This window comes from Paenibacillus sp. FSL R7-0297 (assembly GCF_038009025.1).
In the GTDB taxonomy this organism is placed as follows: domain Bacteria; phylum Bacillota; class Bacilli; order Paenibacillales; family Paenibacillaceae; genus Paenibacillus_AQ.
This window is the reverse complement of the sequence record NZ_JBBPAQ010000001.1, coordinates 1821266-1845412: the sequence shown is the minus strand read 5'-3', so window position 1 is coordinate 1845412 and position 24147 is coordinate 1821266. Positions and strand designations below refer to the sequence as shown.

The window sequence follows — 24147 nt, the reverse complement described above, 5'->3', positions numbered from 1 at the left end:
GTGAAGATCACCTACGCATTCAGTTTTGTGAAAATCTCCATGCCGTCCGGTGTAACTGCTACTGTATGCTCAAAGTGAGCGCATAGTGAACCGTCTACCGTAACGACCGTCCAGTTATCTTCCAGCGTTCTGACATATCTGTCCCCGGCGTTAACCATCGGCTCAATCGCGAGTACCATACCCGGCTTCAGACGTGGTCCGCGGTCCGCTATGCCATAGTTCGGAATTTGCGGTTCTTCATGCAGTTCTGCCCCAATGCCATGACCAACATACTCGCGGACAACGGAGAAGCCGGCGTCCTCGATGTACTGCTGGATTGCATGGGAGATTGTAAACAAGCGCACATCCGGTTTGACTAACGCTAGTCCTGCGTTCAAGGAGCCTTCCGTGACGTCCAGCAGACGCTGAGCCTCTTCAGAAATGCTGCCCACCCCGTAGGTCCAGGCGGAATCACCGTGATAACCGCGGTACTCTGCACCGATATCCAGCGTAACAATATCGCCTTCTACCAGTTTGCGTTTACCTGGAAATCCATGCACCAATTGTTCGTTGACTGAAGCGCAAATGCTGGCAGGAAAACCGTTGTAACCTTTGAAAGACGGCACAGCACCTTGACTGCGGATGTATTGATCGGCGATTCTGTCGAGCTCTCCAGTTGTAATACCAGGCTCTATAGCCTCAGCAATACGGCGGTGACTCTCGGCAACAATTCGTCCAGCTTCCCTCATAAAGGCAAGTTCCTGTTCGGATTTACAAATGATCATTACATTAACCCCGCAATAAAGACACGATTTCGGAAGAAACGACATTGATTTCGTTTTCTCCGTTTACCTGACGCAAAAGACCTTTATCGTCATAAAATGCAAGCAGCGGCGCTGTTTTGTTATCATACTCATCCAGACGCTTGCCTACACTCTCTTCGTTGTCATCCGGACGCTGATACAATTCACCGCCATCAATGTCGCAGATGCCATCTTGCTTCGGCGGGTTGAAAATTAAATGGTAGGATGTTCCGCAAGTACTGCAGATCCGGCGTCCTGTAAGGCGCGCCATGAGCAGTCCGCGGTCCACATTCAAGTTGATTACGTGATCTAATGAAGTGCCGAGGCGGCTAAGGATTTCTCCCAGCGCTTCCGCTTGCGAAAGGGTTCTTGGAAAGCCATCCAATAAAAAACCTTTTTCGCAATCGGACTGCTGCAGCCGTTCTTCAACGATTCCAATAGTCACATCATCAGGTACAAGCAAGCCTTGCTCCGTGTAAGATTTAGCTTTCAGCCCGATTGGAGTTCCCTGCTTGATCGCCAAGCGGAAAGCATCTCCAGTCGAAATATGCGGAATACCAAGTTCCTTCACTACTACAGCGGCTTGTGTTCCCTTGCCTGCCCCAGGAGGGCCCATGAATAAAATGTTCACGATTCTCTTCTCCCCCCAAAAGTTCGCCACCAAGCAAGAAACAGCACAATAGGTACCGGGAAGTTTAAAACCCTAGGTACTTCACCGGAACCTATCGCCTATTTATTGATGAAGCCTTTGTAATGGCGTTTGATCAATTGGCTCTCGATCTGCTTCATAGTATCCAATGCCACACCGATTACGATCAAGAGAGCAGTACCGCCGATCTGTACTTGCTTCGGCAGACCGGACAGTGAACCAAACAATACTGGCAGCACAGAAATGAGGGATAGGAACAACGCACCGGACATAGTCAGACGCGACATTACTCTAGTCAAATATTTCTCTGTAGCCTTGCCTGGACGAATCCCCGGAATGTATCCGCCATTCTTTTTCATATTATCAGCCATTTGCTGCGGATTCATCTGGACAAACGTATAGAAGAACGTAAATCCAATGATCATGATTACATAAAGAACCATGCCGAGCGGCTTCGTATGATCCAGATTTTGAGAAACCCATTTGGCCCAAGCGAGATGTGGCCAGATACTTGCGATAACGATCGGGAATTGAAGCAGTGAAACGGCGAAGATAACCGGAATTACACCAGCCGCATTAATTTTAAGCGGAATGTGCGTATTCTGTCCACCGTACATTTTGTTACCGACTACGCGTTTGGCATATTGTACAGGAATCTTACGGATACCTTGTTGAACAAAGATAACCCCGACAATAATCGCAACAACCACAATCAGTACAATAACGACTTTAAGAATATTCAGGAACATCTGATCCGGCTGAATAAAGCTTGATTGAGCCGTAGTTGTGATATATCCCGGAAAGGCGGCGACGATTCCCGCAAAAATTAGGATGGAAATCCCGTTTCCTATACCCTTTTCAGTGATCTGCTCACCTAACCACATCAGGAACGATGTACCCGCCGTCAGTATGATCGCAATGAGCAGGTAATCCGCAAAGGTTGCATTTGGAATCATCTCAGTGCCATAAATCCGGTTAAACCCGATAGATGTGGCAAACGCTTGAATCAAACCTAGCACTACCGTGCCGTAACGCGTAATTTGCGCCAGTTGTTTTTTCCCGTGCTCCCCTTGCTTAGCCCATTCGGCAAACTTAGGGATAACATCCATCGAGAGCAATTGCACTATGATGGATGCTGTAATGTACGGGTAAATACTGATCGCAAAAATCGAGAAGTTTTTGAGCGCTCCGCCCGAGAAGGTGTTCAAAAGACCCATCAAAGCGTCTCCGCCCTGATTTGTTGATTCCAGTACTTCTTTGTTCACACCGGGAACCGGTACAAACGAACCGATGCGGTAAATGATCAGAACGAACAGGGTAAACAGGATCTTTTTGCGCAAATCTTCAACATGCCATATATTCTTAAGCGTCTTGAACATTAGATCACCTCGGTTTTACCGCCGGCAGCTTCGATTTTCTCTACCGCAGATTGAGAGAACTTATTTGCTTGTACAGTCAATTTAACAGCCAGTTCGCCATTGCCGAGAATCTTAATGCCGCTCTTAGTGTTGCTGACAACACCAGTTTCAAGCAACAGTTGTGGAGTCACTTCTGTTCCTTCAGCAAAGCTATTCAGATCTTCCAGGTTCACAATCGCGTACTCTTTACGGGTAGGATTGATGAAACCACGTTTAGGCAGACGACGATAGAGTGGATTTTGTCCACCCTCGAAGCCTGGACGCACACCACCGCCGGAACGGGAGTTTTGACCTTTGTGACCGCGGCCCGAAGTTTTACCGTTCCCGCTACTTGGACCACGACCAACGCGGTTGCGTTCTTTGCGTGAACCAGGAGCTGGAGCAAGTTCATGTAACTTCATCGTTTGCACCTCCTTATGTTTGTTAATTTATGCGAGGCAATTAGCCTTCAATTTCAGTAACGGATAGCAAGTGACTCACTTTGTTGATCATCCCGCGAATTGCAGGAGTATCATTGTGAACCACGGACGAGTTGGTTTTGCGCAGGCCGAGCGTCTTAACAGTAACACGTTGTGTTTCTGGACGTCCGATCACACTGCGTACGAGGGTAATTTGCAACTTTGCCATTGACGTTCCCCTCCTTAACCGCGTAATTCTTCGACAGATTTGCCGCGAAGCTTCGCGACCTCTTCAATGCGTTTCAGACGGGAAAGTCCCTCTAAAGTAGCATTGACCATGTTCATGGAATTCGAAGAACCCAAAGATTTTGTCAAGATGTCGCCAACGCCTGCCAATTCAAGTACCGCACGAACTGGACCACCAGCGATAACGCCGGTACCTTCGGATGCTGGTTTCAGCAGAACGCGTCCTGCGCCGAAATGCCCAGTAACCAAGTGAGGAATCGAAGTTCCTACGATTGGAATGTGGATCAGGTTTTTCTTGGCGTCTTCAATGCCTTTACGGATGGCATCCGGAACTTCGCCGGCTTTACCGATACCTGCACCGACATAGCCGTTGCCGTCGCCCACAACAACAAGTGCGCTAAAGCTGAAACGGCGTCCGCCTTTTACAACTTTTGCAACACGGTTAATGTGCACAACTCTTTCTGTCAGTTCTAAACTGTTCGGATCTACACGCAAGTCGTTAACCTCCTTTTAAGAAATATTCTAGAATTCAAGACCAGCTTCGCGTGCTGCGTTAGCCAAAGCCTGAATCCGTCCATGGTACAAGTATCCACCGCGGTCAAATACAACCACTGCATAACCTTTTTCTTTAGCGCGCTCAGCGATCAATTGACCTACTTTGCCTGCAGCTTCAACGCTGCCGCCATTTCCGATTGTAGCACTCAATTCTTTATCCAGAGTGGAGGCGGATACGATAGTAGCGCCTGTCACGTCATCGATCAATTGAGCGTAGATGTGTTTCGAAGAACGGAACACGTTCAAACGTGGACGCTCAGTAGTACCCTGGATCTTTTTACGAACACGCAGGTGTCTTTTGAGACGAGCCTTGTTTTTATCCTCTTTTGTAATCATGACTTCCCTTTCACTCCCTTCAGTTTGCCGTAAACAGCTTCACTTTAAGATGCACGGGGTATCTTACAATTTAGGTAGAGCTGGTTATTTCTTCTTACCAGCTTTACCTTCCTTGCGGATGATACGCTCGCCTTCATATTTGATACCTTTACCTTTGTACGGTTCTGGTTCACGTACGGAACGGATTTTGGCAGCATAAGCGCCTACGCGTTCTTTATCGATACCTCTAACGATGATCTTCGTGTTCGCAGGAACATCGAACTCAATGCCCGCTTCCGGTGTAATTTCAACCGGGTGGGAGTAACCAACGTTCAGTACGATTTTATCTCCGGATTTGCTTGCACGATATCCGACCCCAACCAGCTCCAGAGATTTCGAGAAACCTTCAGTCACACCACTCACCATGTTGTTGACAACGGAGCGGGTTGTGCCGTGAAGTGAACGATGCAATTTGTTGTCCGACGGGCGAACAACAGTGATTTCGTTATTTTCAACTGTAATCTTCATGTCTTTATGAAGCTCACGAGTCAAAGTGCCTTTAGGACCTTTTACTGTAATAACGGTGTTGTCCAAAGTGACATCTACACCGCTAGGTACTGCGATTGGTTTGCGACCAATACGAGACATGTGTTGCACCTCCTTATCTTGTGACGTTTATTACCAAATGTAGCAGACAACTTCTCCGCCGGATTTTGATTGACGAGCTTCTTTGTCGGTCATAACTCCCTTAGATGTGGAGATAATCGCGATTCCCAGACCACCGAGTACACGAGGCACTTCATTGCTCTTCGTGTAAACGCGAAGACCTGGTTTACTGATTCTTTTCAGACCAGAGATAACGCGCTCCTGGTTCGGTCCGTATTTCAAGAAAATACGGATAATCCCTTGTTTGCTATCTTCAACGAATTCAGCATCACGGATGAAACCTTCACGTTTCAAGATGTCCGCGATTTGTTTCTTCATAGTAGAAGCAGGCATTTCTACTGTCTCGTGACGCACAGTGTTGGCGTTACGAATACGAGTAAGCATATCTGCAATAGGATCAGACATAGTCATGTGTGTAAACCTCCTTCCCGTTTATAAACTTCTTACCAACTTGCTTTTTTCACGCCAGGAATCTGGCCTTTATAAGCTAATTCACGGAAACAAATTCTGCAAATTTTGAACTTTTGCAATACCGAATGTGGACGACCGCAACGCTCGCAACGTGTATATGCACGTACTTTGAACTTAGGCTCGCGTTGTTGTTTAACTTTCATTGAAGTCTTTGCCACTTAGACTGACACCTCCTAAACATTTTCGGAGAAATGGATGATTCTTATTTTGTGAAAGGCATTCCCAGCTGATTCAGCAGCTCACGGGATTCCTCGTCCGTCTTTGCAGTCGTTACAATAACGATGTCCATACCGCGGACTTTATCCACTTTGTCATATTCGATTTCCGGGAAGATCAATTGCTCTTTAAGACCCAGTGTGTAGTTACCACGGCCATCAAAGGCTTTGTTGGAAATACCACGGAAGTCACGTACGCGTGGAAGCGTTACGTTGATCAATTTATCCAGGAAGTAATACATACGCTCGCCGCGCAGTGTTACTTTAACCCCGATCGGCATATTTTCGCGCAGTTTGAAACCGGCGATGGATTTCTTTGCTTTAGTGATAACTGGCTTTTGACCAGTGATCAATTGCATGTCATTAACTGCAGCATCAAGTACTTTGGAGTTTTGAACAGCGTCACCCACACCCATGTTGATGACGATCTTCTCGATCTTAGGCACTTGCATAACAGTAGTATAGTTAAACTTCTGCATCAGAGCAGGTGTAATTTCATTCAGAAAACGTTCTTTCATTCTTGCTGCCATGAAGATTTACCTCCTTTCTTTAGGACTGTATTAGTCGATAATCTCTCCGGATCGTTTTGCTACCCGAACCTTCTTACCGTTATCGAGCACTTTGTAGCCAATACGTGTTACTTTACCGCTCTTCGGATCGATGTGCATTACGTTGGACACATGAATCGAAGCTTCTTGCTCGATGATTCCACCCTGTGGATTCAACTGGTTCGGCTTCTGGTGTTTTTTCACCATGTTCACGCCTTCTACCAGAACGCGGTTTTCACGAGGATAAGCAGCGATGACACGGCCTTTTTTACCTTTGTCTTTCCCGCTGATCACAAGTACCACATCATCTTTCTTCACGTGCAGTTTATTGTTATGGGATTCCAGAACTTTTTTCACTCTAGGCATTTATTACACCTCCTATAACTGACCTTTTCAATTAAAACCGAGACCGGCTCGATTTATTAGATTACTTCCGGTGCCAAGGAAACGATCTTCATGTAGTCCTTGTCGCGAAGTTCGCGAGCAACTGGTCCGAAGATACGTGTTCCGCGCGGGCTTCTGTCGTCTTTTACAACAACAGCTGCGTTTTCGTCGAATGCGATGTAAGATCCATCTTTACGGCGTACAGAACGTTTCGTACGAACAACTACCGCTTTAACAACATCACCCTTTTTGACAACGCCGCCTGGTGTTGCTTGTTTAACGGAACAAACGATCAAATCGCCGATTGCTGCTGTACGGCGTCCAGTACCACCTAGTACGCGGATACACATCAGTTCCTTCGCACCAGAGTTGTCAGCCACATGCAAACGTGTAAATGGTTGAATCATTATTAATTTCCTCCTTCCGGAAAGGGTTCAGCTTTGTATTAGATGATTACCGCTTTTTCTACCACTTCAACCAGTCTCCACCGTTTGTCTTTGGACAATGGACGAGTTTCCATGACTTTCACGACATCACCAATTTTAGCTACATTCTCTTCATCATGTGCCTTGAATTTCTTCGTGGACTTGATGCGTTTGTGATACAGATTGTGCTTTTTATAGGTTTCAACAGCAATTACGATGGTTTTATCCATTTTATCACTGACTACTTTACCGGTCAGCACTTTACGTGCATTACGTTCTTCGCTCATAGTTAGCCTCCTTCCTGATTACGGATTAAGAATCCGCGGTCACTTAACTGATCCCAAGTACTCTTTGATGGATAACGGTTTTAGCACGAGCTATTTCCTTGCGCACGTCACGAATCCGAGTCGGGTTATCCAGTTGGCCAGTTGCCAATTGAAAACGGAGATTGAAAAGTTCCTCTTTGAATCCAGCGATCTTTTGTTCAATCTCGGCAGTGGTTAAGTTGCGAAGTTCATTAGCTTTCATTTGCTTCACCACCCAATTCTTCACGTTTCACAAACTTAGTCTTTACAGGCAGCTTGTGAGCGGCAAGACGCATCGCTTCACGAGCGATTTCTTCCGACACGCCTCCGAGTTCGAACATAATCTTGCCCGGTTTTACTACCGCTACCCACTTCTCAACGTTACCTTTACCACTACCCATACGAACCTCGAGAGGCTTCTGAGTAATAGGCTTATCTGGGAAAATCTTGATCCAAACCTGACCGCCACGTTTGATGTAACGTGTCATTGCAATACGGGCAGCTTCGATCTGACGGTTAGTGATCCACGATGGTTCCAGTGCCTGCAAACCATATTCGCCGAAGTTCAATTCTGTACCGCCTTTTGCCATACCCTTCATGTGACCGCGTTGTTGCTTGCGGTGTTTAACGCGCTTTGGTACCAACATGATTAGTTGCCTCCTTCCTGAGCAGCTTGTTTCTTAGCTGGGGGAAGAACTTCTCCACGGTAGATCCATACTTTTACGCCGATCAGGCCGTAAGTTGTATGTGCTTCAGCTGTTCCGTAATCGATATCAGCACGAAGCGTATGAAGTGGAACTGTTCCTTCGCTATAACCTTCTGAACGGGCAATCTCAGCGCCGCCAAGACGTCCGCCTACTTGAGTTTTAATTCCCTTTGCGCCGGAACGCATAGTTCTCTGAATAGCTTGTTTCAGTGCACGACGGAACGATACGCGACGTTCCAATTGTTGTGCAATGCTTTCAGCAACCAGAATTGCATCCAGTTCAGGGTGTTTAATTTCATTGATGTTAATGTGTACTTTTTTGCCACCGGCGATAGTTGTAACTGCGCTGCGAAGTACTTCCACTTCTGCTCCGCCTTTACCAATTACCATACCAGGTTTAGCAGTGTGAATTGTAACGTTCACGCGGCTTGCCGCTCTTTCGATTTCAATGCGGGAAACAGCGGAATCCTTCAACTTGCCTTTAAGGTATTCCCGGATTTTGACGTCTTCCATTAAAAGAGTACCGAAATCTTTGCCTGCATACCATTTAGATTCCCAATCGCGAATAATACCGACTCGGAGTCCGACTGGATTTACCTTTTGACCCACGTGTTATCCCTCCTTATTTCTCAGATACCACCAAAGTAATGTGGCTGGTACGTTTGTTAATCCGGCTTGCGCGGCCCATGGCGCGCGGACGGAAACGTTTCATAGTTGGACCCTGGTTAACGAAAACTTCGCTTACGAACAAGCTGTTCACGTCCAAAGAGTAGTTATGCTCAGCGTTCGCAATCGCCGAGTTCAGTAGCTTCTCAACAACCGGAGAAGCGGATTTCGGAGTGTGGCGAAGAATTGCAATTGCTTCCCCCACTTGCTTGCCGCGAATCAAGTCAACAACCAGTTTCGCTTTACGAGCGGAAATCCGCACCGATCTTGCATGTGCTTTTGCTTCCATTGTTTTCCCTCCTTTCAAACGAAGACGTTAATTATCTTCTGGTTTTCTTATCGTCACCCGCGTGGCCTTTGTAAGTACGTGTTGGCGCGAACTCGCCCAACTTGTGACCTACCATATCTTCCGTTACGTATACAGGCACGTGTTTGCGGCCGTCATATACACCAAACGTATGTCCGATAAACTGAGGGAAAATGGTTGAGCGACGGGACCAAGTTTTAACTACAACTTTCTTATCTGCCTCGTTCAAATCCTCAACTTTTTTCAGCAGGTAGCCATCAATAAACGGCCCCTTCTTTAAACTGCGACCCATGTGTGAATCCTCCCTTCATCCGGTTCTTCAAACCGCGAATCGACGCTTCGCGCTAATCTAACTTGCCTGAAGCGTCTTATTTTGTGCGGCGACGAACGATATATTTATCAGATGCTTTGTTTTTCTTACGCGTTTTGTAGCCAAGGGTTGGTTTGCCCCAAGGTGACATTGGCGATTTACGTCCGATTGGAGCACGGCCTTCACCACCACCGTGTGGGTGATCGTTAGGGTTCATGACAACACCGCGAACTTCAGGACGACGTCCTAGCCAGCGGCTGCGTCCGGCTTTACCAATCTTGATCAATTCATGATCTTCGTTACCTACGGATCCGATGGTTGCGCGGCATACGCTGAGGATTCTGCGAACTTCGCCGGAGTTCAAACGAACGGATACGTATTTTTCTTCTTTACCCAACAACTGAGCTTCAGTACCAGCAGCACGAACCAATTGTCCGCCTTTACCTGGTTTCAACTCGATGTTGTGGATAATTGTACCTACCGGAATGTTGATCAGCGGAAGGCTGTTACCAATTTTGATATCCGCAGCAGGGCCGGACTCAACTTTATCCCCAACTTTAAGGCCTTTAGGAGCGATAATATAACGTTTCTCTCCATCAGCATAGTGGATCAAAGCAATATTGGAAGTACGGTTCGGGTCATACTCGATTGTAGCAACGCTACCTGGTATGCCGTCTTTAGTCCGTTTGAAGTCGATGATACGGTATTTACGTTTGTGTCCGCCGCCGTGGTGACGAACCGTAATTTTACCTTGGTTGTTGCGTCCCGCATGTTTGAACAGCGGAGAAAGCAACGATTTCTCTGGCTGGTTTGTTGTGATTTCTTCAAACGTAGACACAGACATGTTGCGTCTTGCCGGAGAGGTCGGTTTGTACTTTTTGATTGGCACTATAGTTTCCTCCTTACTTTAAGAGTATTATTCTACCGCTTCAAAGAATTCGAGCGGCTTGCTGTCCGGGCTAAGCTTAACGATGGCTTTTTTCCACTCCGGAGTGTAACCGGAATATTTGCCGTAACGTTTCAGTTTGCCAGGTACGCGCATTGTGTTCACACTAACAACTTTAACTTTAAAAATAGCTTCAACAGCTTTTTTGATTTCGGTCTTGTTAGAACGGATATCCACTTCAAAAGCGTATTTCAATTCGCTCATGTATTCGGATGTGCGTTCCGTAATCACCGGACGCTTGATAATATCACGCGGATCTTTCATTACGCGAACACCTCCTCTACCTTCAGAACTGCTTCTTTAGTGATAATCAGTTTGTCGTACGTCAGTACGTCAAGAACATTGATGCCGTCAGCCGCTACGAATTTCACCCCAGGGATGTTACGAGCGGAAAGTGCTACATTGTCATCATAGCTAGGAGCTACGATCAATGCTTTTGTACCAACCTTCAGGTTGTTCAGAATAGCTGCGAATTCTTTCGTCTTCGGAGCACTCATAGTCAAGCTATCCAAAACGATGATGTCATTCTCAAGTACTTTCGAGGACAACGCGGATTTGATGGCCAACCGGCGAACCTTCTTAGGCAGTTTCCAGGAATAGCTACGTGGTGTTGGTCCGAAGACTACGCCGCCGCCTTTCCATTGCGGTGAACGAATGGAGCCTTGACGAGCACGACCTGTACCTTTTTGTTTCCAAGGCTTACGTCCGCCGCCACGCACTTCAGAACGTCCTTTTACTTTGTGTGTACCACGACGAAGGGAAGCTCTCTGCATAAGTGCAGCTTCATGCAGCACATGTACGTTCGGTTCAATACCGAAAACTGAATCACTCAGTTCAACTTCGCCAACTTCGTTACCACTAATATTATAAAGTGTTACTTTTGGCATTTCATGTTCCTCCTTTCTTCAGAGATTATTTCTTAACGGTTTGTTTAACTTTCACGAAGCTGTTTTTAGGGCCCGGAATCGCGCCTTTAACCAGCAATACATTACGTTCTACGTCAACTCGGATGATTTCAAGCTTTTGAACCGTTATAGTCGTGTGACCCATATGTCCTGGCAGGCGTTTGCCCTTAGGAACACGGTTAGCTTGAATGGAACCCATGGAGCCTGGTCTTCTGTGGTAGCGCGATCCGTGTGCCATTGGTCCGCGGCTTTGTCCCCAGCGTTTGATGTTACCCTGGAAGCCTTTACCCTTCGAAGTACCTGTTACGTCAACAAATTCGCCTTCTGCGAAGATGTCAGCCTTAAGCTCTTGTCCAACCTCGAGTGACCCGAGGTCAACACCGCGAATTTCGCGAACGTAGCGCTTAGGTGTTGCGTTTGCCTTTTTGGCGTGACCTTGTTCAGGCTTGTTGGAGCGACTTTCCTTTTTATCGGAAAAGCCCAACTGCACTGCTTCATATCCGTCGATATTCAGGTCTTTCTTTTGCAGTACCACACAAGGGCCAGCTTCGATAACAGAAACCGCGATTACGTTACCTTCTGGAGTAAACACTTGAGTCATACCGAGTTTTTTTCCTAAGATACCTTTCAATGTTGACACCTCTTTTCTTTTCCTAGTTGCTTAATAATGAAATTACAATTTGATTTCGATATCTACACCGGACGGTAGATCCAAGCGCATCAAGGCATCCACAGTTTGTGGTGTTGGGTTCACAATATCGATCAAACGTTTGTGAGTCCGTTGCTCAAACTGTTCACGGGAATCCTTGTACTTGTGTACCGCACGGAGAATAGTAATGATTTGCTTCTCAGTTGGCAGCGGGATCGGCCCGGATACACCAGCACCCGAACGTTTTGCTGTTTCAACGATTTTCTCTGCGGATTGATCAAGAATTCTGTGGTCGTATGCTTTCAAGCGAATACGAATTTTTTGCTTTGCCATTTTAGTCCCTCCTTCTATCGCCCAATTTATTATCGGACATACTCCGTGAAAATTTTCTGACGTCGACCTCATGGCAAAGGGGCCGGGTGTGTCAGTAACCTCTCACATCATCGCAACGTCTCAGAACAACATTTATTATTATATATAATAGGCGGCTATATTGCAAGGGGATTTGCAAAAACAAATCAACTTTTTCCGAAAAGAATAGAAAAGGTGCCTTTCTTGTTCAGAAATGCACACTACGAGCTGCAATATAACGTTTTTCTTCTATATAAATAGCTCCGTCTATAAATTATCCGTCGCAGATTTGAATTGTCCTGCCGAAGCTGCTGTCTGCGCAGTTGCAGAACCAATACCTTCAATGGTCTGAATGAGCACCTTGATCTCTTCCTCTACCGTAACAATTCTCTGTGTACTCGTCTGCATGGAGTCTACAATATCACTGAAGAGCCTGCTAGTCTCGAGGGACTGGTGTTTACCGCTCTTCGACAGCTCCTGAACTTTGCGGATCTCCCCAACAACCTACGACGTAAGAGAGCTGGACTGAAGGGTCAGTTCACCGATCCAGACCACCGTGTTCTTGGTATCTTCGGCGAGTCTGGTCAGCAATATCCTGAACAGCCGCCACAATTTTACGGATTTTCTGTGACGAACTGCTCAGTTCATTTACTGACCGCTCCATCTCATTTCGCATATATAAGATTAATCTGACCTGTAAGGTTGTTCAGCTGTACATGTCCCTCCCTGGCCTTCCCCTGTGACTCCAGAGCGGAGGCGGCAGTTCGCTGGAATGTATTGTCGACTTCATTGCTGCTCGTCACCAGCTGCTCCACAGCGGCGTTGGTATCTATGCTAAGATCAATCAGCTCTCCGCTGAATTCAGCTATCTTATGTTTCAATTCGTTCTTAACCAGCAGATACTGTTCTTCCTTTTCCCTAATGTTCTCCTTCTCATATTCCTCAAGGACCAGTTGCTGTTCCAGATTAAGCGATTTGGTTACGGTCTGGACCAGTTTGATCCTCTCGGCATCTGTATGTGTCTCATTATAAATAGCCGTAATGAACACATTCTGCAGATTCTGAAAAGCGGAGAGATACCATTTAGGCTCCAGGCCAATCCTCTTATGAATATTTGCAATTTTTAGCCGCTTGGCTATGTACTCCTCGTTAACATTACCATCAAAAATCTCGATGATATGCTCACGCAAAGTCTTTTTAAGGCGATCAATACTGCTGTGTTCCAGAATAATTGCTTCCAGTTTGTTGACTCCAAGAACCGTATTATAGAATTGATTTGTGATATCGTCGATTCTCTGTTCTACAACAGGTTTCATCAGGCGCAGGAGTCTTAAATCTTCCTCAGTTAAATCGATCATTCGCATTTGCTTGTTCAAATCATCATGCCCGTCAGGGGTATGAAACATCTCTGTGGTAGCGGGTGCAAAGCTTTTGATGTCCATTGATGGAGCGGCGGGAGATTCCTCATTGGTATTCTTTGAAGTCAGACCATGCATAAATGAAAAAGGACATTTCCCCAGATTAGTAGTTCAATCTCTGATTTCTGCAATCTGAATAAGAGCTTCCAGCTCAAGAATATTTACGGTTCTTTTATGCATAGCGATAATCTTCAATGCTTCCAGTTTATTCAGTTTGCGGCTTAGAGTTTCTGCCGTAGTTCCAATCATGGCTGCTACTTCTTTTTGGGCTGACGGCAAATCTACGGAGTGTCCTAAGGATTGTACAGTCACTGCCGATTCGGCAAGATTCCTTGTATACAGGTATACCAACAGCCTGGCCAGTCTCTTCTCAACCTCAAACATGTGCAATGCCCCAGCAGCCTCCTCGGCCTGATGCAGCTGCTCGCTAACAGACATAAGGAAGCTAAAGGCAAGACCTGCATTCTGCTCCAGCAAGGGAATAAAGTCTTTACGGTGCATCCGGCATACCTCTCCGCTCTCAATCACCTCTGCCGTTACATCATTATTTTTATTATGGAGTAAGGCAAACTGGCCGAAATAATCACCCGGGAAAAGAAAACGGACAATATGCTGCTTTCCATCCTTACTGTTCTGAGTCAGCTTGATGAGACCGCTTTTTACTACAAACAATGCTTCAGACGGCTCCCCTTCTCTGCACACTTGACTTCCTTTTTTATAGTTATGGGTCTCTGTAATCGATTCGACCATCACTAATTCCTCATCAGACAAGCTCCGAAATACGGGAACCTGACGTACACAGGCATGCGAATTGCAGGTAGGACAGCTCATGATCCTTCACCCTTCCTTATAGCTGACTCTAATATATCAAAATTCCGGATTCCGGCGGGTGACTGGAAACACATATTTCTCAAAAACTTGATCTGCATCAAGGAATCTTCACCGGCTTATCATTACAATAGAATTATAGAGAGAGTAAAGGAGTTGGAGTAATTGCTGCAGTATTCATTTGAAGATATGCGTCAGATTGATAGGAGTACCCTTGGTAATACGGTGCCCCTTGAGTTGTTCCGTACCATACGTCTGATTGGACTGAACCAGGGACTTCCCCTTGGAGGAAAAGGGACTACGCTTACCATTGGCAGAAAGATTGGTGAAAGCCTGCCTGTAAACTCTGTTGATGATCTTCTACAGATGTTTGAAGAGCTCAAAATCGGTATTCCGCGGATTGTTCATTCTGATAACCGTAAGATCAATATTGCTGTAGAGGATTGCTTTTGCAAAGGACTGCCAACTCTCGAAGAAGAGAAAATGGTATGTGACTTAGAGGGAGCGATTCTTGAAGGGGCACTCGGCAAGATTCTCGGCCGTAAGGTCTCTGTTAAAGAGATCAAATGCAACGTTACCGGTCATGAGCACTGTGAATACGAAGTTAAGCTTTAAAGGATGAGATTGAGATGGATAAATTTATAATTATGAAAGCAGGGATTATCTAATGGAAAAGAAAAGTTTAGCTGACGTGCTGCAGTATCAGGAGGAACGTTTTACAAAGAAAATCCTCTTCCAGCAAGGTGAAAGTGTTGTATTCGTGCTTAATTTCATGCCGGGTCAAAAATTGCCTGTTCATAAGCATCCTGGAGCGGATGTATATATCCTTGCTTTAAAAGGAAATGGAACCATTCATGTAAATGAAGCCGTGCAGCCCCTTATTGAAGGAGAGACTATCTATATCGCCGGAGATGAATCTTTTGCCTACACTAATGACAGCTCTTCCCCTTCCAGTCTGCATGTCATTCTGTCCAAGCTGCCGAGTCCGGCCTATGCCAAAGAAATCTAGATCCTACAGCCAGCAATAAAAACAGGGCCCCTTCATAATGAAGGGGCCCTGACTTATATTCCGGATCTATCCTAACGGATAGAGACGAATTATTTCTGGATGGAAGCTACGGAACCGGCACCAACTGTACGTCCGCCTTCGCGAATGGAGAATTTAGTACCTTCTTCAATAGCGATTGGTGAGATCAGGGAAACAGTTACAGTGATGTTGTCACCAGGCATAACCATTTCAGTACCTTCTGGCAGGTTGATGATGCCAGTTACGTCAGTTGTACGGAAGTAGAACTGTGGACGGTAACCAGTAAAGAATGGTTTGTGACGTCCGCCTTCTTCTTTAGTCAGAACGTAGATCTGAGCAGTGAACTCTGTGTGTGGGTTAACGGAGTTCGGCTTAGCCAATACTTGGCCGCGCTCGATCATGTTACGGTCTACACCACGCAGCAATGCGCCGATGTTGTCGCCCGCTTGTGCGGAATCGAGCAATTTACGGAACATTTCAACGCCTGTAACAACGGATTTTTTCTTTTCTTCGTGAATACCAACGATTTCGATTTCTTCTCCGACTTTAACTGTTCCGCGTTCTACGCGACCAGTTGCCACAGTACCGCGGCCAGTGATGGAGAATACATCTTCGACAGGCATCAAGAATGGTTTGTCAGTCTGACGTTCTGGAAGCGGGATGTACGTGTCGATCGTTTCGAACATTTCAACGATCTTCTGTGCATATTCGCCTTCAGGGTTCTGCAGAGCTTCACGAGCAGATCCACGGATGATTGGAGTATCATCGCCTGGGAAGTCGTATTCGCTCAGCAGGTCGCGAACTTCCATTTCAACCAGTTCAAGCAACTCTTCGTCTTCAACCATGTCGCATTTGTTCAAGAATACAACGATGTAAGGAACGCCTACTTGACGGGACAGCAGGATGTGTTCACGAGTCTGTGGCATAGGGCCATCAGCTGCGGATACAACCAGGATAGCTCCGTCCATTTGCGCTGCGCCAGTGATCATGTTTTTAACATAGTCGGCGTGTCCAGGGCAGTCTACGTGAGCGTAGTGACGATTAGGAGTTTCATATTCAACGTGAGCAGTGGAGATAGTGATACCACGTTCGCGTTCTTCAGGAGCCTTATCGATTTGGTCGAATGCTACAGCAGCGCCACCGTATTTCTTGGACAATACAGTAGTGATTGCAGCAGTCAGAGTTGTTTTACCATGGTCGACGTGACCAATAGTACCAATGTTAACGTGCGGTTTGTTACGTTCAAACTTTGCCTTTGCCATTTGAACAGTTCCTCCTTAATGTGGGGTTCCTTATATTTGAGCCGCCCGCCTACATGCAATTCTTAGATGACTTATGTGATATACCCGGACGGCAAGTTAAAAATGATGATTATTCTCCGCCTTTGTTCTTGGCTACGATTTCTTCAGCAATGGATTTAGGTACTTCTTCATAGTGAGAAAGTTCCATTGAGAATACGCCGCGTCCTTGAGTACCGGAACGAAGTGTTGTGGAGTATCCGAACATTTCGGAAAGAGGTACCTTTGCACGGATAATTTGCGCACCGCCACGGGAATCCATACCTTCGATCCGTCCGCGTCTGGAGTTCAACATACCCATTACATCGCCCATGTATTCCTCAGGAACAGTTACTTCCACTTTCATGATTGGCTCGAGCAGGACAGGTTTACACTTGTCTTTAGCTGCTTTGAGTGCCATCGAGCCGGCGATTTTGAACGCCATTTCGTTGGAGTCAACATCATGATAGGAACCATCTACGATGGTAGCCTTAACGTCAACAAGCGGGAAGCCTGCAATAACGCCGTTTTTCATTTGCTCTTCAATACCGGCAAGTGCAGGAGCGATGTATTCTCTAGGAACAGAACCACCGACAACTTTACTTTCGAACTTGCTGCCAGTACCCGGCTCGAGAGGTTCAAATTCAACCCATACGTGACCATACTGACCGCGACCGCCGGATTGGCGAACGAATTTACCTTCAACACGTGCTGGTGCTTTGAATGTTTCACGGTAAGCAACCTGTGGTTTACCCACGTTGGTTTCTACCTTGAATTCGCGGCGCATACGGTCGATGATAATATCCAGGTGAAGCTCACCCATACCTGCCAGGATCGTTTGGCCAGTTTCTTCATCAGTGTGAGCACGAAGAGTAGGATCCTCTTCAGTCAACTTTCCGAGAGCTACGCCGAGCTTATCTTGGTCAGCTTTGGTTTTTGGTTCAACTGCGATTTCGATAACCGGATCAGGGAAGTTCATGGACTCCAGGATAACCGGATGTTTCTCATCGCAAAGGGTATCGCCGGTACTTGTGTCCTTCAGACCAACGGCTGCCGCGATATCACCGGAATACACAATGGAGATTTCTTGGCGGCTGTTCGCATGCATTTGCAGGATACGGCCGATACGCTCACGTTTGTTCTTGGTAGCGTTAACTACATAAGAACCGGATTCCAGTACACCGGAGTATACGCGGAAGAACGTAAGTTTACCTACATAAGGGTCTGTCATGATTTTAAATGCCAGTGCTGCGAATGGTTCTTCGTCCGAAGAGTGACGAACCGCTTCTGTACCGTCATCCAGATGACCTTGAATAGCAGGTACATCCAGTGGGGATGGCAAGTAATCAACAACAGCATCCATCATGAGCTGAACACCTTTATTACGGTAGGAGGATCCGACAATTACAGGGAAGATTTTAACATCACATACGCCTTTGCGCAATGCTGCCTTAATCTCATCCACTGTGATTTCTTCGCCTTCCAGATACTTCATAGTCAGATCTTCGTCAAGTTCTGCAACCTTCTCGATCAACTCGAGACGCAGTCCCTCAACTTGTTCCAAGTATTCAGCAGGAATATCAGTAACTTCGATGTTTTGTCCCAGGTCATCCTTGAACATGTGAGCTTTTTGCTCAACAAGGTCAATGATACCAATGAAGTCGTTTTCGGCACCAATTGGCAATTGAATTGCAATTGCGTTGGCTTGCAGGCGGTCACGCATGCTGTCGATAACGTTCAGGAAGTCTGCACCGATGATATCCATTTTGTTCACATAAGCGATACGGGGAACGCCGTAACGGTCAGCCTGTCTCCATACGGTTTCGGACTGAGGCTCTACGCCCTCTTTCGCACTAAATACACCAACTGCCCCATCCAATACACGAAGGGAACGTTCAACTTCAACAGTGAAGTCAACGTGCCCAGGGGTATCAATAATATTGATGCGGTGGCCCTTCCATGCAGCGGTCGTAGCAGCGGAAGTAATCGTAATTCCGCGCTCCTGCTCTTGTTCCATCCAGTCCATTGTAGCAGCGCCCTCGTGAACTTCACCGATTTTGTGCGTACGGCCTGTGTAGAAAAGAATCCGCTCAGTAGTGGTAGTTTTACCAGCATCAATATGTGCCATGATCCCGATATTACGTGTATTTTTTAAGGAGAACTCTCTTGACATGAAATGGATCTCCTTTCAAAATAGAAGTTATTTGAACGGCTATAATCCTACCAGCGGTAGTGAGCAAACGCTTTGTTCGCTTCAGCCATTTTGTGCGTGTCTTCACGTTTCTTAACGGAAGCGCCTGTGTTGTTGGAAGCATCGATAATCTCAGCCGCCAAACGCTCTTCCATAGTCTTCTCACCGCGGTTGCGTGAGTAGTTTACAAGCCAACGTAATCCCAAAGCAGTACGTCTTTCAGGTTTAACCTCGATAGGCACCTGGTAGTTAGCACCGCCGACACGACGAGCTTTAACTTCCAATACAGGCATGATGTTCTTGATGGCAGCTTCGAAAACTTCCATTGGTTCTTTACCTGTACGTTCCTGAATCAACTTGAACGAATTGTACAAAATGCTTTGAGCGACACCTCTTTTACCACCCAGCATAATACGGTTGATCAAACGAGTAACCAACTTGCTATTATACAATGGATCTGGCAATACATCTCTCTTAGTAACTGGACCTTTGCGTGGCATGGATATCCCCCTTTCTTAAAATGTTTATTATTCGGATAAGCTTGTCTTATTTCTTAGCCTTAGGACGTTTCGCACCATATTTGGAGCGAGCCTGCATCCGGTTAGCAACACCTGCAGTATCAAGTGCACCACGAACGATGTGGTAACGAACTCCTGCAAGGTCCTTAACTTTACCTCCGCGCAGCAATACTACACTGTGCTCTTGAAGGTTGTGTCCGATACCCGGAATGTAAGCAGTCACCTCAAGACGGTTCGTCAAACGAACACGGGCATACTTACGAAGTGCTGAGTTTGGTTTACGTGGAGTCATTGTGCCTACACGAGTGCACACACCGCGTTTCTGCGGGGCGCTCAAATTTGTAGCCTCACGCTTGAGGGCGTTGAACCCTTTTTGAAGAGCGGGAGATTTGGATTTTTCGATTTTGGCTTGACGGCCTTTACGAACCAGTTGATTAATAGTTGGCATGTTGTGCCACCCCCTTCCTGAAATGATAGTCAATTTACAAACATTAAGTCCACAGACCCAGGTGGTTCATAAAAAGACAAATGAAAAGTCCTTGCTGCCGAAGTGTACCCCGGTACAAAAACGTTCTCTTGTTGCTATTGTTTTAAGACGGCTGCCATAGCAGCACCAACTTCTATACCGCAGGCCTTGCCCAAATTCAGCATGGTGTCCACATATGTGACCTTCACACCTTGTTTGCCGCAAAGCATAACAATTCTGGAAGTAAGCCGTTGATCTCCGTCCTCCGCCACATAGACTTCTGCGGCTTGGCCCAACTCCACCGCCTTGACGGTTTGTTTGGAACCGATCTTGACCTGAGCATCCTGTAACCCTCTATCATCAGTCATGAAAAACATTACCTCCACTGAACAAGAATGACAAGGCTACTCACGCACCTTAGACATATTAGCATCCTCAGCACACGATGTCAAGAAAAACAGCAATAATTATATTAATATTCGTAACAGACAGCCGCGTCACGCAAGGTTATCACGTGACGCGAAAGCTGAATGCCATGATTATTTATTACTCAGCTGGAACCGTTTCTAAAGCGGCTTGCTTGCTTTCTTCATTCGGATCACTAAGCTTCACATTACGGTAACGATTCATACCTGTACCTGCAGGAATCAGCTTACCGATGATAACATTTTCTTTAAGACCGAGCAACTTATCCACTTTACCCTTAATTGCTGCATCCGTCAAGACGCGGGTAGTTTCCTGGAAAGAGGCCGCAGACAGGAAGGAGTCTGTTTCCAGAGAGGCTTTGGTAATACCGAGCAGTACCGGTTTGGCAACTGCAGGTTCTTTACCAGACAGGATAGCTTCCTTGTTGGCTGCTTCATATTCATGAATATCCGCAAAAGCACCCGGCAGGAGAGTGGTATCTCCAGCATCGATAATACGAATTTTACGCAGCATCTGCTTGATCATAACTTCAATATGCTTATCATTGATCTCAACGCCCTGGTTACGGTATACACGCTGTACTTCTTGCAGAATGTAGTTCTGTACCCCGCGGATCCCTTTGATGCGCAGCATTTCTTTAGGGTCGATAGAACCGTCTGTCAATTCATCACCAGCTTCAATCTCCTGGCCCTCACTGACACGCAGACGGGAACCGTAAGTGATGGAATAGGTCTTGGACTCCGCTTCACCCTGGACTTCGATTTCACGACGGTCCTTGGTTTCACGAATTTCCTTAACTACGCCGTCAATTTCACTGATTGTCGCCTGACCTTTAGGGTTACGGGCTTCAAACAACTCTTGGATACGCGGCAAACCTTGCGTGATATCGTCTCCGGCAACACCACCGGTATGGAATGTACGCATGGTAAGCTGTGTTCCTGGTTCACCAATGGATTGTGCAGCAATAATGCCGACAGCTTCCCCGATTTCCACGAATTTACCTGTTGCCAGGTTACGTCCGTAGCACTTCTTGCAGACACCGTGACGGGCACGGCAACTCAGTACAGAGCGGATCTGCAATTTAGTAACGCCAGCATTCACGATTGCTTCAGCCTTATCGGAGTCAATCAGATCGTTACGGTGAACGAGGATTTCCTTCGTTTCCGGATGACGCACAGTTTCGAAGGAATAACGGCCTTCAATACGGTCGTAGAGATCCTCGATAACTTCCTTGCCATCTTGAATCCGGCTGACGGTGAAGCCTTTATCGGTACCGCAATCTTCTTCGCGGACGATTACGTCCTGAGCCACGTCAACGAGACGGCGTGTCAAGTACCCGGAATCCGCTGTACGCAGCGCTGTATCGGCCAGACCTTTACGCGCTCCGTGAGTGGAAATAAAGTACTCGAGGACGGTCAGACCTTCACGGAAGTTCGCTTTGATTGGCAATTCGAAAATCCGGCCCGAAGGGGTAGCCATCAGACCACGCATACCACCGAGCTGGGTGATCTGCGATTTGTTACCACGCGCTTTGGAGTCGACCATGAGCATGATGGAGTTGAAACGATCCATCGATTTCAGCAGGACGTTCGTAAGTTCATCCTTAGTCTTCGACCAGATCTCGATAACACGGTCATACCGTTCATCATTGGTAATCAGACCGCGGCGGTATTGATTCGCTACTACATCAACCTTAGCTTCGGATTCTTTAAGAATTGTAGCTTTTTCCTCAGGCACAATAACGTCTGATACGGCAACCGTAACACCAGAACGTGTAGAGTACGTAAAGCCGAGCTGCTTAATTTTATCCAGAATCACTGAAGTCTTGGTAGTGTGATAGGTTTCGAAGCAGCGGGCAATGATTAGGCCCAGATATTCTTTACCTACAGCACTGGCTTCCGGAGCAGCCATGATCAATTCGCGGACATCCGCGCCTTTTTCATAGATGAAGTACTTCTCTGGTGTACCCTGCAGCAGGTTTGTTTTGGTAGCTTCATTGATATATGGGAAACTGCTTGGATAGATTTCGTTGAAGATAATCTTACCCACCGTTGTAATCAGCAATGCATTCTGCTGCGCTTCTGTAAAGTTGGTTTTACCCAGTGCCTTAACAGGAATAGCAACACGCGCATGCAGACCAGCGGTTCCGCGTTGGTAAGCTGAAACAGCTTCGTTCACGGTACGCAGAATCATACCCGTTCCCTTTTCTTCCTTGTTATCCATGGTCAGATAGAACGTACCAAGGACCATATCCTGGGAAGGTGTAACAACCGGCTTACCATCTTTAGGGTTCAGGATGTTACCGGATGCCAGCATGAGAATACGGGCTTCAGCTTGAGCTTCAGCGGATAGAGGAACGTGTACCGCCATCTGGTCACCGTCAAAGTCGGCATTGTATGCCGTACATACGAGCGGGTGAAGACGGATCGCGTGACCTTCTACCAGAATCGGTTCAAACGCCTGTATACCCAGTCTATGCAGTGTAGGGGCACGGTTCAGCAAAACCGGATGCTCTCTGATTACTTCTTCAAGCACGTCCCAGACTTCAGGACTTACGCGCTCAACCTTACGTTTCGCGCTCTTGATGTTGTGGGCAAGGCCCTTATTAACCAATTCTTTCATTACAAACGGTTTGAAGAGTTCCAGTGCCATCTTCTTTGGAAGACCGCATTGGTACATCTTGAGGTAAGGTCCTACGACGATAACGGAACGTCCGGAATAGTCAACGCGCTTACCGAGCAAGTTCTGGCGGAAACGTCCTTGTTTACCTTTCAGCATATGGCTGAGTGATTTGAGCGGACGGTTACCAGGACCTGTTACAGGACGGCCGCGGCGGCCATTGTCGATCAGGGCATCAACAGCTTCCTGAAGCATCCGTTTCTCATTCTGCACGATAATATCAGGTGCACCGAGATCCAGCAGTCTCTTCAGACGGTTGTTACGGTTAATTACGCGGCGGTACAGGTCATTAAGGTCAGACGTAGCAAAACGGCCGCCATCGAGCTGAACCATAGGGCGAAGCTCCGGAGGAATAACCGGAAGTACATCCATGATCATCCAGTCTGGCTTGTTGCCGGAGTTGCGGAAAGCCTCAATAACTTCGAGACGTTTGATCGCCCGGTTACGGCGCTGGCCTTGGGCCGTGCGCAGCTCTTCTTTGAGGAATTCCAGTTCTTTATCGATATCGATATCCTGAAGCAGTTTTTTGACGGCTTCAGCACCCATGCCAGCCTGGAACCCGTAGCCGTATTTCTCACGGTAGCTGCGGTATTCTTTCTCAGACAGCAGTTGTTTCTTCTCCAAAGGAGTTTCACCCGGATCGGTTACAACATAAGATGCAAAATAGATAATCTCTTCGAGCGATCTTGGAGACATATCCAGTGCCAGACCCATACGGCTCGGAATACCTTTGAAGTACCAGATATGAGATACCGGAGCTGCCAGCTCGATGTGGCCCATACGTTCGCGGCGGACTTTAGCGCGGGTAACTTCCACGCCGCAGCGGTCGCACACAACGCCCTTATAACGGACGCGTTTGTATTTACCACAGTGACATTCCCAGTCCTTTTGCGGTCCAAAGATGCGTTCGCAAAAAAGACCCTCTTTTTCCGGTTTCAAAGTACGATAGTTGATGGTTTCCGGTTTTTTCACTTCTCCGCGGGACCAAGAACGAATTTTTTCCGGGGAAGCGAGCCCGATTTTCATAAATTCAAAATTGTTAACGTCCAACAAGGAGCAACCCTCCTTAACCTATATCCTGATTTAGTACCACAGCCCTC

General features: G+C 46.8%; 35 protein-coding genes. 2 read left to right on the top strand and 33 right to left on the bottom strand.

Annotated elements, in window-relative coordinates:
• Positions 1-11: 11 nt before the first annotated feature.
• The 27 genes from map to MKZ24_RS07940 all read right to left on the bottom strand — a co-directional run bounded on the left by map (position 12) and on the right by MKZ24_RS07940 (position 14385).
• Positions 12-764 carry a type I methionyl aminopeptidase gene (gene map, locus MKZ24_RS08070; RefSeq protein ID WP_340781928.1) on the bottom strand — a complete coding sequence of 251 codons (753 nt, stop codon included), beginning with the start codon at positions 762-764 and terminating at the stop codon, positions 12-14.
• 4 nt (positions 765-768) lie between these two features.
• Positions 769-1413 carry an adenylate kinase gene (locus tag MKZ24_RS08065; protein ID WP_042140132.1) on the bottom strand — a complete coding sequence of 215 codons (645 nt, stop codon included), beginning with the start codon at positions 1411-1413 and terminating at the stop codon, positions 769-771.
• Positions 1414-1511: 98 nt separating this feature from the next.
• Entirely contained in the window at positions 1512-2810 is a 1299-nt protein-coding gene (secY, locus tag MKZ24_RS08060; protein ID WP_039298668.1) for a preprotein translocase subunit SecY, read from the bottom strand.
• A complete protein-coding gene (gene rplO / locus MKZ24_RS08055) occupies positions 2810-3250 on the bottom strand; it encodes a 50S ribosomal protein L15 (protein ID WP_039298666.1) in 441 nt (146 codons plus the stop codon). Before rplO ends, secY begins: the two co-directional genes overlap by 1 nt.
• Positions 3251-3290: 40 nt before the next feature.
• Positions 3291-3476: a 50S ribosomal protein L30 gene (gene rpmD / locus MKZ24_RS08050; protein WP_019908243.1), complete on the bottom strand. Its 186-nt coding sequence runs from the start codon at positions 3474-3476 to the stop codon at positions 3291-3293.
• Positions 3477-3490: 14 nt separating this feature from the next.
• The gene (gene rpsE, locus MKZ24_RS08045) at positions 3491-3988 is read right to left on the bottom strand and encodes a 30S ribosomal protein S5 (protein ID WP_036652980.1); all 498 of its coding nucleotides are present in this window, start codon (positions 3986-3988) and stop codon (positions 3491-3493) included.
• Between the two features lie 27 nt (positions 3989-4015).
• Positions 4016-4384, bottom strand: coding sequence for a 50S ribosomal protein L18 (gene rplR, locus MKZ24_RS08040; protein ID WP_042140134.1), 369 nt, complete (start codon positions 4382-4384; stop codon positions 4016-4018).
• Positions 4385-4468: 84 nt separating this feature from the next.
• Positions 4469-5011, bottom strand: a complete 543-nt coding sequence (gene rplF, locus MKZ24_RS08035; RefSeq protein ID WP_036692405.1) for a 50S ribosomal protein L6 — start codon at positions 5009-5011, stop codon at positions 4469-4471.
• A 30-nt stretch (positions 5012-5041) separates the two neighbouring features.
• Positions 5042-5440: a 30S ribosomal protein S8 gene (gene rpsH, locus MKZ24_RS08030; protein WP_019908239.1), complete on the bottom strand. Its 399-nt coding sequence runs from the start codon at positions 5438-5440 to the stop codon at positions 5042-5044.
• Positions 5441-5472: 32 nt separating this feature from the next.
• Entirely contained in the window at positions 5473-5658 is a 186-nt protein-coding gene (locus MKZ24_RS08025; protein ID WP_036589425.1) for a type Z 30S ribosomal protein S14, read from the bottom strand.
• A gap of 44 nt (positions 5659-5702) precedes the next feature.
• The gene (rplE, locus tag MKZ24_RS08020; RefSeq protein WP_039298657.1) at positions 5703-6245 is read right to left on the bottom strand and encodes a 50S ribosomal protein L5; all 543 of its coding nucleotides are present in this window, start codon (positions 6243-6245) and stop codon (positions 5703-5705) included.
• Positions 6246-6275: 30 nt separating this feature from the next.
• Positions 6276-6629, bottom strand: coding sequence for a 50S ribosomal protein L24 (gene rplX / locus MKZ24_RS08015; RefSeq protein ID WP_019908235.1), 354 nt, complete (start codon positions 6627-6629; stop codon positions 6276-6278).
• Positions 6630-6685: 56 nt separating this feature from the next.
• Entirely contained in the window at positions 6686-7054 is a 369-nt protein-coding gene (gene rplN / locus MKZ24_RS08010; RefSeq protein ID WP_019908234.1) for a 50S ribosomal protein L14, read from the bottom strand.
• A 38-nt stretch (positions 7055-7092) separates the two neighbouring features.
• Positions 7093-7359, bottom strand: a complete 267-nt coding sequence (rpsQ, locus tag MKZ24_RS08005) for a 30S ribosomal protein S17 (RefSeq protein WP_039298654.1) — start codon at positions 7357-7359, stop codon at positions 7093-7095.
• 43 nt (positions 7360-7402) lie between these two features.
• A complete protein-coding gene (rpmC, locus tag MKZ24_RS08000; RefSeq protein ID WP_019908232.1) occupies positions 7403-7600 on the bottom strand; it encodes a 50S ribosomal protein L29 in 198 nt (65 codons plus the stop codon).
• Positions 7590-8024 (bottom strand): 50S ribosomal protein L16, encoded by a 435-nt coding sequence (gene rplP / locus MKZ24_RS07995; protein ID WP_039298647.1) that lies wholly within the window; start codon positions 8022-8024, stop codon positions 7590-7592. Before rplP ends, rpmC begins: the two co-directional genes overlap by 11 nt.
• 2 nt (positions 8025-8026) lie before the next feature.
• A complete protein-coding gene (rpsC, locus tag MKZ24_RS07990) occupies positions 8027-8692 on the bottom strand; it encodes a 30S ribosomal protein S3 (protein WP_039298645.1) in 666 nt (221 codons plus the stop codon).
• 13 nt (positions 8693-8705) lie between these two features.
• Complete coding sequence (rplV, locus tag MKZ24_RS07985) at positions 8706-9038, bottom strand: 50S ribosomal protein L22 (protein ID WP_036680546.1); 333 nt, start codon at positions 9036-9038, stop codon at positions 8706-8708.
• Positions 9039-9069: 31 nt separating this feature from the next.
• Positions 9070-9348, bottom strand: coding sequence for a 30S ribosomal protein S19 (gene rpsS / locus MKZ24_RS07980; RefSeq protein WP_039298640.1), 279 nt, complete (start codon positions 9346-9348; stop codon positions 9070-9072).
• Positions 9349-9424: 76 nt separating this feature from the next.
• Positions 9425-10255: a 50S ribosomal protein L2 gene (gene rplB / locus MKZ24_RS07975; protein WP_039298637.1), complete on the bottom strand. Its 831-nt coding sequence runs from the start codon at positions 10253-10255 to the stop codon at positions 9425-9427.
• Between the two features lie 27 nt (positions 10256-10282).
• The gene (rplW, locus tag MKZ24_RS07970) at positions 10283-10576 is read right to left on the bottom strand and encodes a 50S ribosomal protein L23 (protein WP_039298634.1); all 294 of its coding nucleotides are present in this window, start codon (positions 10574-10576) and stop codon (positions 10283-10285) included.
• Positions 10576-11199 (bottom strand): 50S ribosomal protein L4, encoded by a 624-nt coding sequence (gene rplD, locus MKZ24_RS07965; RefSeq protein ID WP_042239980.1) that lies wholly within the window; start codon positions 11197-11199, stop codon positions 10576-10578. The genes rplW and rplD overlap by 1 nt, the downstream gene beginning before the upstream one ends.
• 25 nt (positions 11200-11224) lie before the next feature.
• Positions 11225-11848 carry a 50S ribosomal protein L3 gene (gene rplC, locus MKZ24_RS07960; RefSeq protein ID WP_036692386.1) on the bottom strand — a complete coding sequence of 208 codons (624 nt, stop codon included), beginning with the start codon at positions 11846-11848 and terminating at the stop codon, positions 11225-11227.
• 42 nt (positions 11849-11890) lie between these two features.
• Positions 11891-12199: a 30S ribosomal protein S10 gene (gene rpsJ / locus MKZ24_RS07955; RefSeq protein ID WP_017692074.1), complete on the bottom strand. Its 309-nt coding sequence runs from the start codon at positions 12197-12199 to the stop codon at positions 11891-11893.
• Between the two features lie 285 nt (positions 12200-12484).
• Positions 12485-12625 (bottom strand): hypothetical protein, encoded by a 141-nt coding sequence (locus MKZ24_RS07950; protein WP_156123403.1) that lies wholly within the window; start codon positions 12623-12625, stop codon positions 12485-12487.
• A gap of 257 nt (positions 12626-12882) precedes the next feature.
• Positions 12883-13659, bottom strand: a complete 777-nt coding sequence (locus tag MKZ24_RS07945) for a protoglobin domain-containing protein (RefSeq protein WP_340781927.1) — start codon at positions 13657-13659, stop codon at positions 12883-12885.
• An 87-nt stretch (positions 13660-13746) separates the two neighbouring features.
• Complete coding sequence (locus tag MKZ24_RS07940) at positions 13747-14385, bottom strand: Crp/Fnr family transcriptional regulator (RefSeq protein ID WP_052416756.1); 639 nt, start codon at positions 14383-14385, stop codon at positions 13747-13749.
• A gap of 243 nt (positions 14386-14628) precedes the next feature.
• Here MKZ24_RS07940 and MKZ24_RS07935 point away from each other — a divergent pair, with 243 nt between their 5' ends.
• Together MKZ24_RS07935 and MKZ24_RS07930 are read left to right on the top strand one after the other, a co-directional pair.
• On the top strand, positions 14629-15078 hold the full coding sequence (locus tag MKZ24_RS07935) for a V4R domain-containing protein (RefSeq protein WP_231637732.1): 450 nt from the start codon (positions 14629-14631) through the stop codon (positions 15076-15078).
• A gap of 52 nt (positions 15079-15130) precedes the next feature.
• A complete protein-coding gene (locus MKZ24_RS07930) occupies positions 15131-15472 on the top strand; it encodes a cupin domain-containing protein (RefSeq protein ID WP_042239986.1) in 342 nt (113 codons plus the stop codon).
• Positions 15473-15561: 89 nt separating this feature from the next.
• Here the strand turns inward: MKZ24_RS07930 and tuf are convergent, their stop codons facing one another.
• From tuf to rpoC, 6 genes are all read right to left on the bottom strand, one after another.
• Positions 15562-16752 (bottom strand): elongation factor Tu, encoded by a 1191-nt coding sequence (gene tuf / locus MKZ24_RS07925; protein WP_039298612.1) that lies wholly within the window; start codon positions 16750-16752, stop codon positions 15562-15564.
• 109 nt (positions 16753-16861) lie between these two features.
• A complete protein-coding gene (fusA, locus tag MKZ24_RS07920) occupies positions 16862-18940 on the bottom strand; it encodes an elongation factor G (RefSeq protein ID WP_340781926.1) in 2079 nt (692 codons plus the stop codon).
• A 47-nt stretch (positions 18941-18987) separates the two neighbouring features.
• Entirely contained in the window at positions 18988-19458 is a 471-nt protein-coding gene (gene rpsG, locus MKZ24_RS07915) for a 30S ribosomal protein S7 (RefSeq protein WP_020427074.1), read from the bottom strand.
• A gap of 46 nt (positions 19459-19504) precedes the next feature.
• Entirely contained in the window at positions 19505-19924 is a 420-nt protein-coding gene (rpsL, locus tag MKZ24_RS07910; protein ID WP_020427075.1) for a 30S ribosomal protein S12, read from the bottom strand.
• Positions 19925-20058: 134 nt separating this feature from the next.
• Positions 20059-20310: a ribosomal L7Ae/L30e/S12e/Gadd45 family protein gene (locus tag MKZ24_RS07905; RefSeq protein WP_039298604.1), complete on the bottom strand. Its 252-nt coding sequence runs from the start codon at positions 20308-20310 to the stop codon at positions 20059-20061.
• Between the two features lie 178 nt (positions 20311-20488).
• Positions 20489-24100: a DNA-directed RNA polymerase subunit beta' gene (rpoC, locus tag MKZ24_RS07900; protein ID WP_042239992.1), complete on the bottom strand. Its 3612-nt coding sequence runs from the start codon at positions 24098-24100 to the stop codon at positions 20489-20491.
• Between the last annotated feature and the right edge of the window lie 47 nt (positions 24101-24147).

Excerpts from the sequence above, each read along its gene's own strand:
- map (WP_340781928.1), bottom strand. The coding sequence starts at position 764 with ATGATCATTTGTAAATCCGAACAGGAACTTGCCTTTATGAGGGAAGCT.
- secY (WP_039298668.1), bottom strand. The coding sequence starts at position 2,810 with ATGTTCAAGACGCTTAAGAATATATGGCATGTTGAAGATTTGCGCAAA.
- rplO (WP_039298666.1), bottom strand. The coding sequence starts at position 3,250 with ATGAAGTTACATGAACTTGCTCCAGCTCCTGGTTCACGCAAAGAACGC.
- rpmD (WP_019908243.1), bottom strand. The coding sequence starts at position 3,476 with ATGGCAAAGTTGCAAATTACCCTCGTACGCAGTGTGATCGGACGTCCA.
- rplR (WP_042140134.1), bottom strand. The coding sequence starts at position 4,384 with ATGATTACAAAAGAGGATAAAAACAAGGCTCGTCTCAAAAGACACCTG.
- rplF (WP_036692405.1), bottom strand. The coding sequence starts at position 5,011 with ATGTCTCGTATTGGTCGCAAACCAATCGCAGTACCTAGCGGTGTAGAT.
- rpsH (WP_019908239.1), bottom strand. The coding sequence starts at position 5,440 with ATGACTATGTCTGATCCTATTGCAGATATGCTTACTCGTATTCGTAAC.
- rplE (WP_039298657.1), bottom strand. The coding sequence starts at position 6,245 with ATGGCAGCAAGAATGAAAGAACGTTTTCTGAATGAAATTACACCTGCT.
- rplX (WP_019908235.1), bottom strand. The coding sequence starts at position 6,629 with ATGCCTAGAGTGAAAAAAGTTCTGGAATCCCATAACAATAAACTGCAC.
- rplN (WP_019908234.1), bottom strand. The coding sequence starts at position 7,054 with ATGATTCAACCATTTACACGTTTGCATGTGGCTGACAACTCTGGTGCG.
- rpsQ (WP_039298654.1), bottom strand. The coding sequence starts at position 7,359 with ATGAGCGAAGAACGTAATGCACGTAAAGTGCTGACCGGTAAAGTAGTC.
- rpmC (WP_019908232.1), bottom strand. The coding sequence starts at position 7,600 with ATGAAAGCTAATGAACTTCGCAACTTAACCACTGCCGAGATTGAACAA.
- rplP (WP_039298647.1), bottom strand. The coding sequence starts at position 8,024 with ATGTTGGTACCAAAGCGCGTTAAACACCGCAAGCAACAACGCGGTCAC.
- rplV (WP_036680546.1), bottom strand. The coding sequence starts at position 9,038 with ATGGAAGCAAAAGCACATGCAAGATCGGTGCGGATTTCCGCTCGTAAA.
- rpsS (WP_039298640.1), bottom strand. The coding sequence starts at position 9,348 with ATGGGTCGCAGTTTAAAGAAGGGGCCGTTTATTGATGGCTACCTGCTG.
- rplW (WP_039298634.1), bottom strand. The coding sequence starts at position 10,576 with ATGAAAGATCCGCGTGATATTATCAAGCGTCCGGTGATTACGGAACGC.
- rplD (WP_042239980.1), bottom strand. The coding sequence starts at position 11,199 with ATGCCAAAAGTAACACTTTATAATATTAGTGGTAACGAAGTTGGCGAA.
- rpsJ (WP_017692074.1), bottom strand. The coding sequence starts at position 12,199 with ATGGCAAAGCAAAAAATTCGTATTCGCTTGAAAGCATACGACCACAGA.
- MKZ24_RS07950 (WP_156123403.1), bottom strand. The coding sequence starts at position 12,625 with ATGCAGACGAGTACACAGAGAATTGTTACGGTAGAGGAAGAGATCAAG.
- MKZ24_RS07945 (WP_340781927.1), bottom strand. The coding sequence starts at position 13,659 with ATGGACATCAAAAGCTTTGCACCCGCTACCACAGAGATGTTTCATACC.
- MKZ24_RS07940 (WP_052416756.1), bottom strand. The coding sequence starts at position 14,385 with ATGGTCGAATCGATTACAGAGACCCATAACTATAAAAAAGGAAGTCAA.
- MKZ24_RS07930 (WP_042239986.1), top strand. The coding sequence starts at position 15,131 with ATGGAAAAGAAAAGTTTAGCTGACGTGCTGCAGTATCAGGAGGAACGT.
- tuf (WP_039298612.1), bottom strand. The coding sequence starts at position 16,752 with ATGGCAAAGGCAAAGTTTGAACGTAACAAACCGCACGTTAACATTGGT.
- fusA (WP_340781926.1), bottom strand. The coding sequence starts at position 18,940 with ATGTCAAGAGAGTTCTCCTTAAAAAATACACGTAATATCGGGATCATG.
- rpsG (WP_020427074.1), bottom strand. The coding sequence starts at position 19,458 with ATGCCACGCAAAGGTCCAGTTACTAAGAGAGATGTATTGCCAGATCCA.
- rpsL (WP_020427075.1), bottom strand. The coding sequence starts at position 19,924 with ATGCCAACTATTAATCAACTGGTTCGTAAAGGCCGTCAAGCCAAAATC.
- MKZ24_RS07905 (WP_039298604.1), bottom strand. The coding sequence starts at position 20,310 with ATGACTGATGATAGAGGGTTACAGGATGCTCAGGTCAAGATCGGTTCC.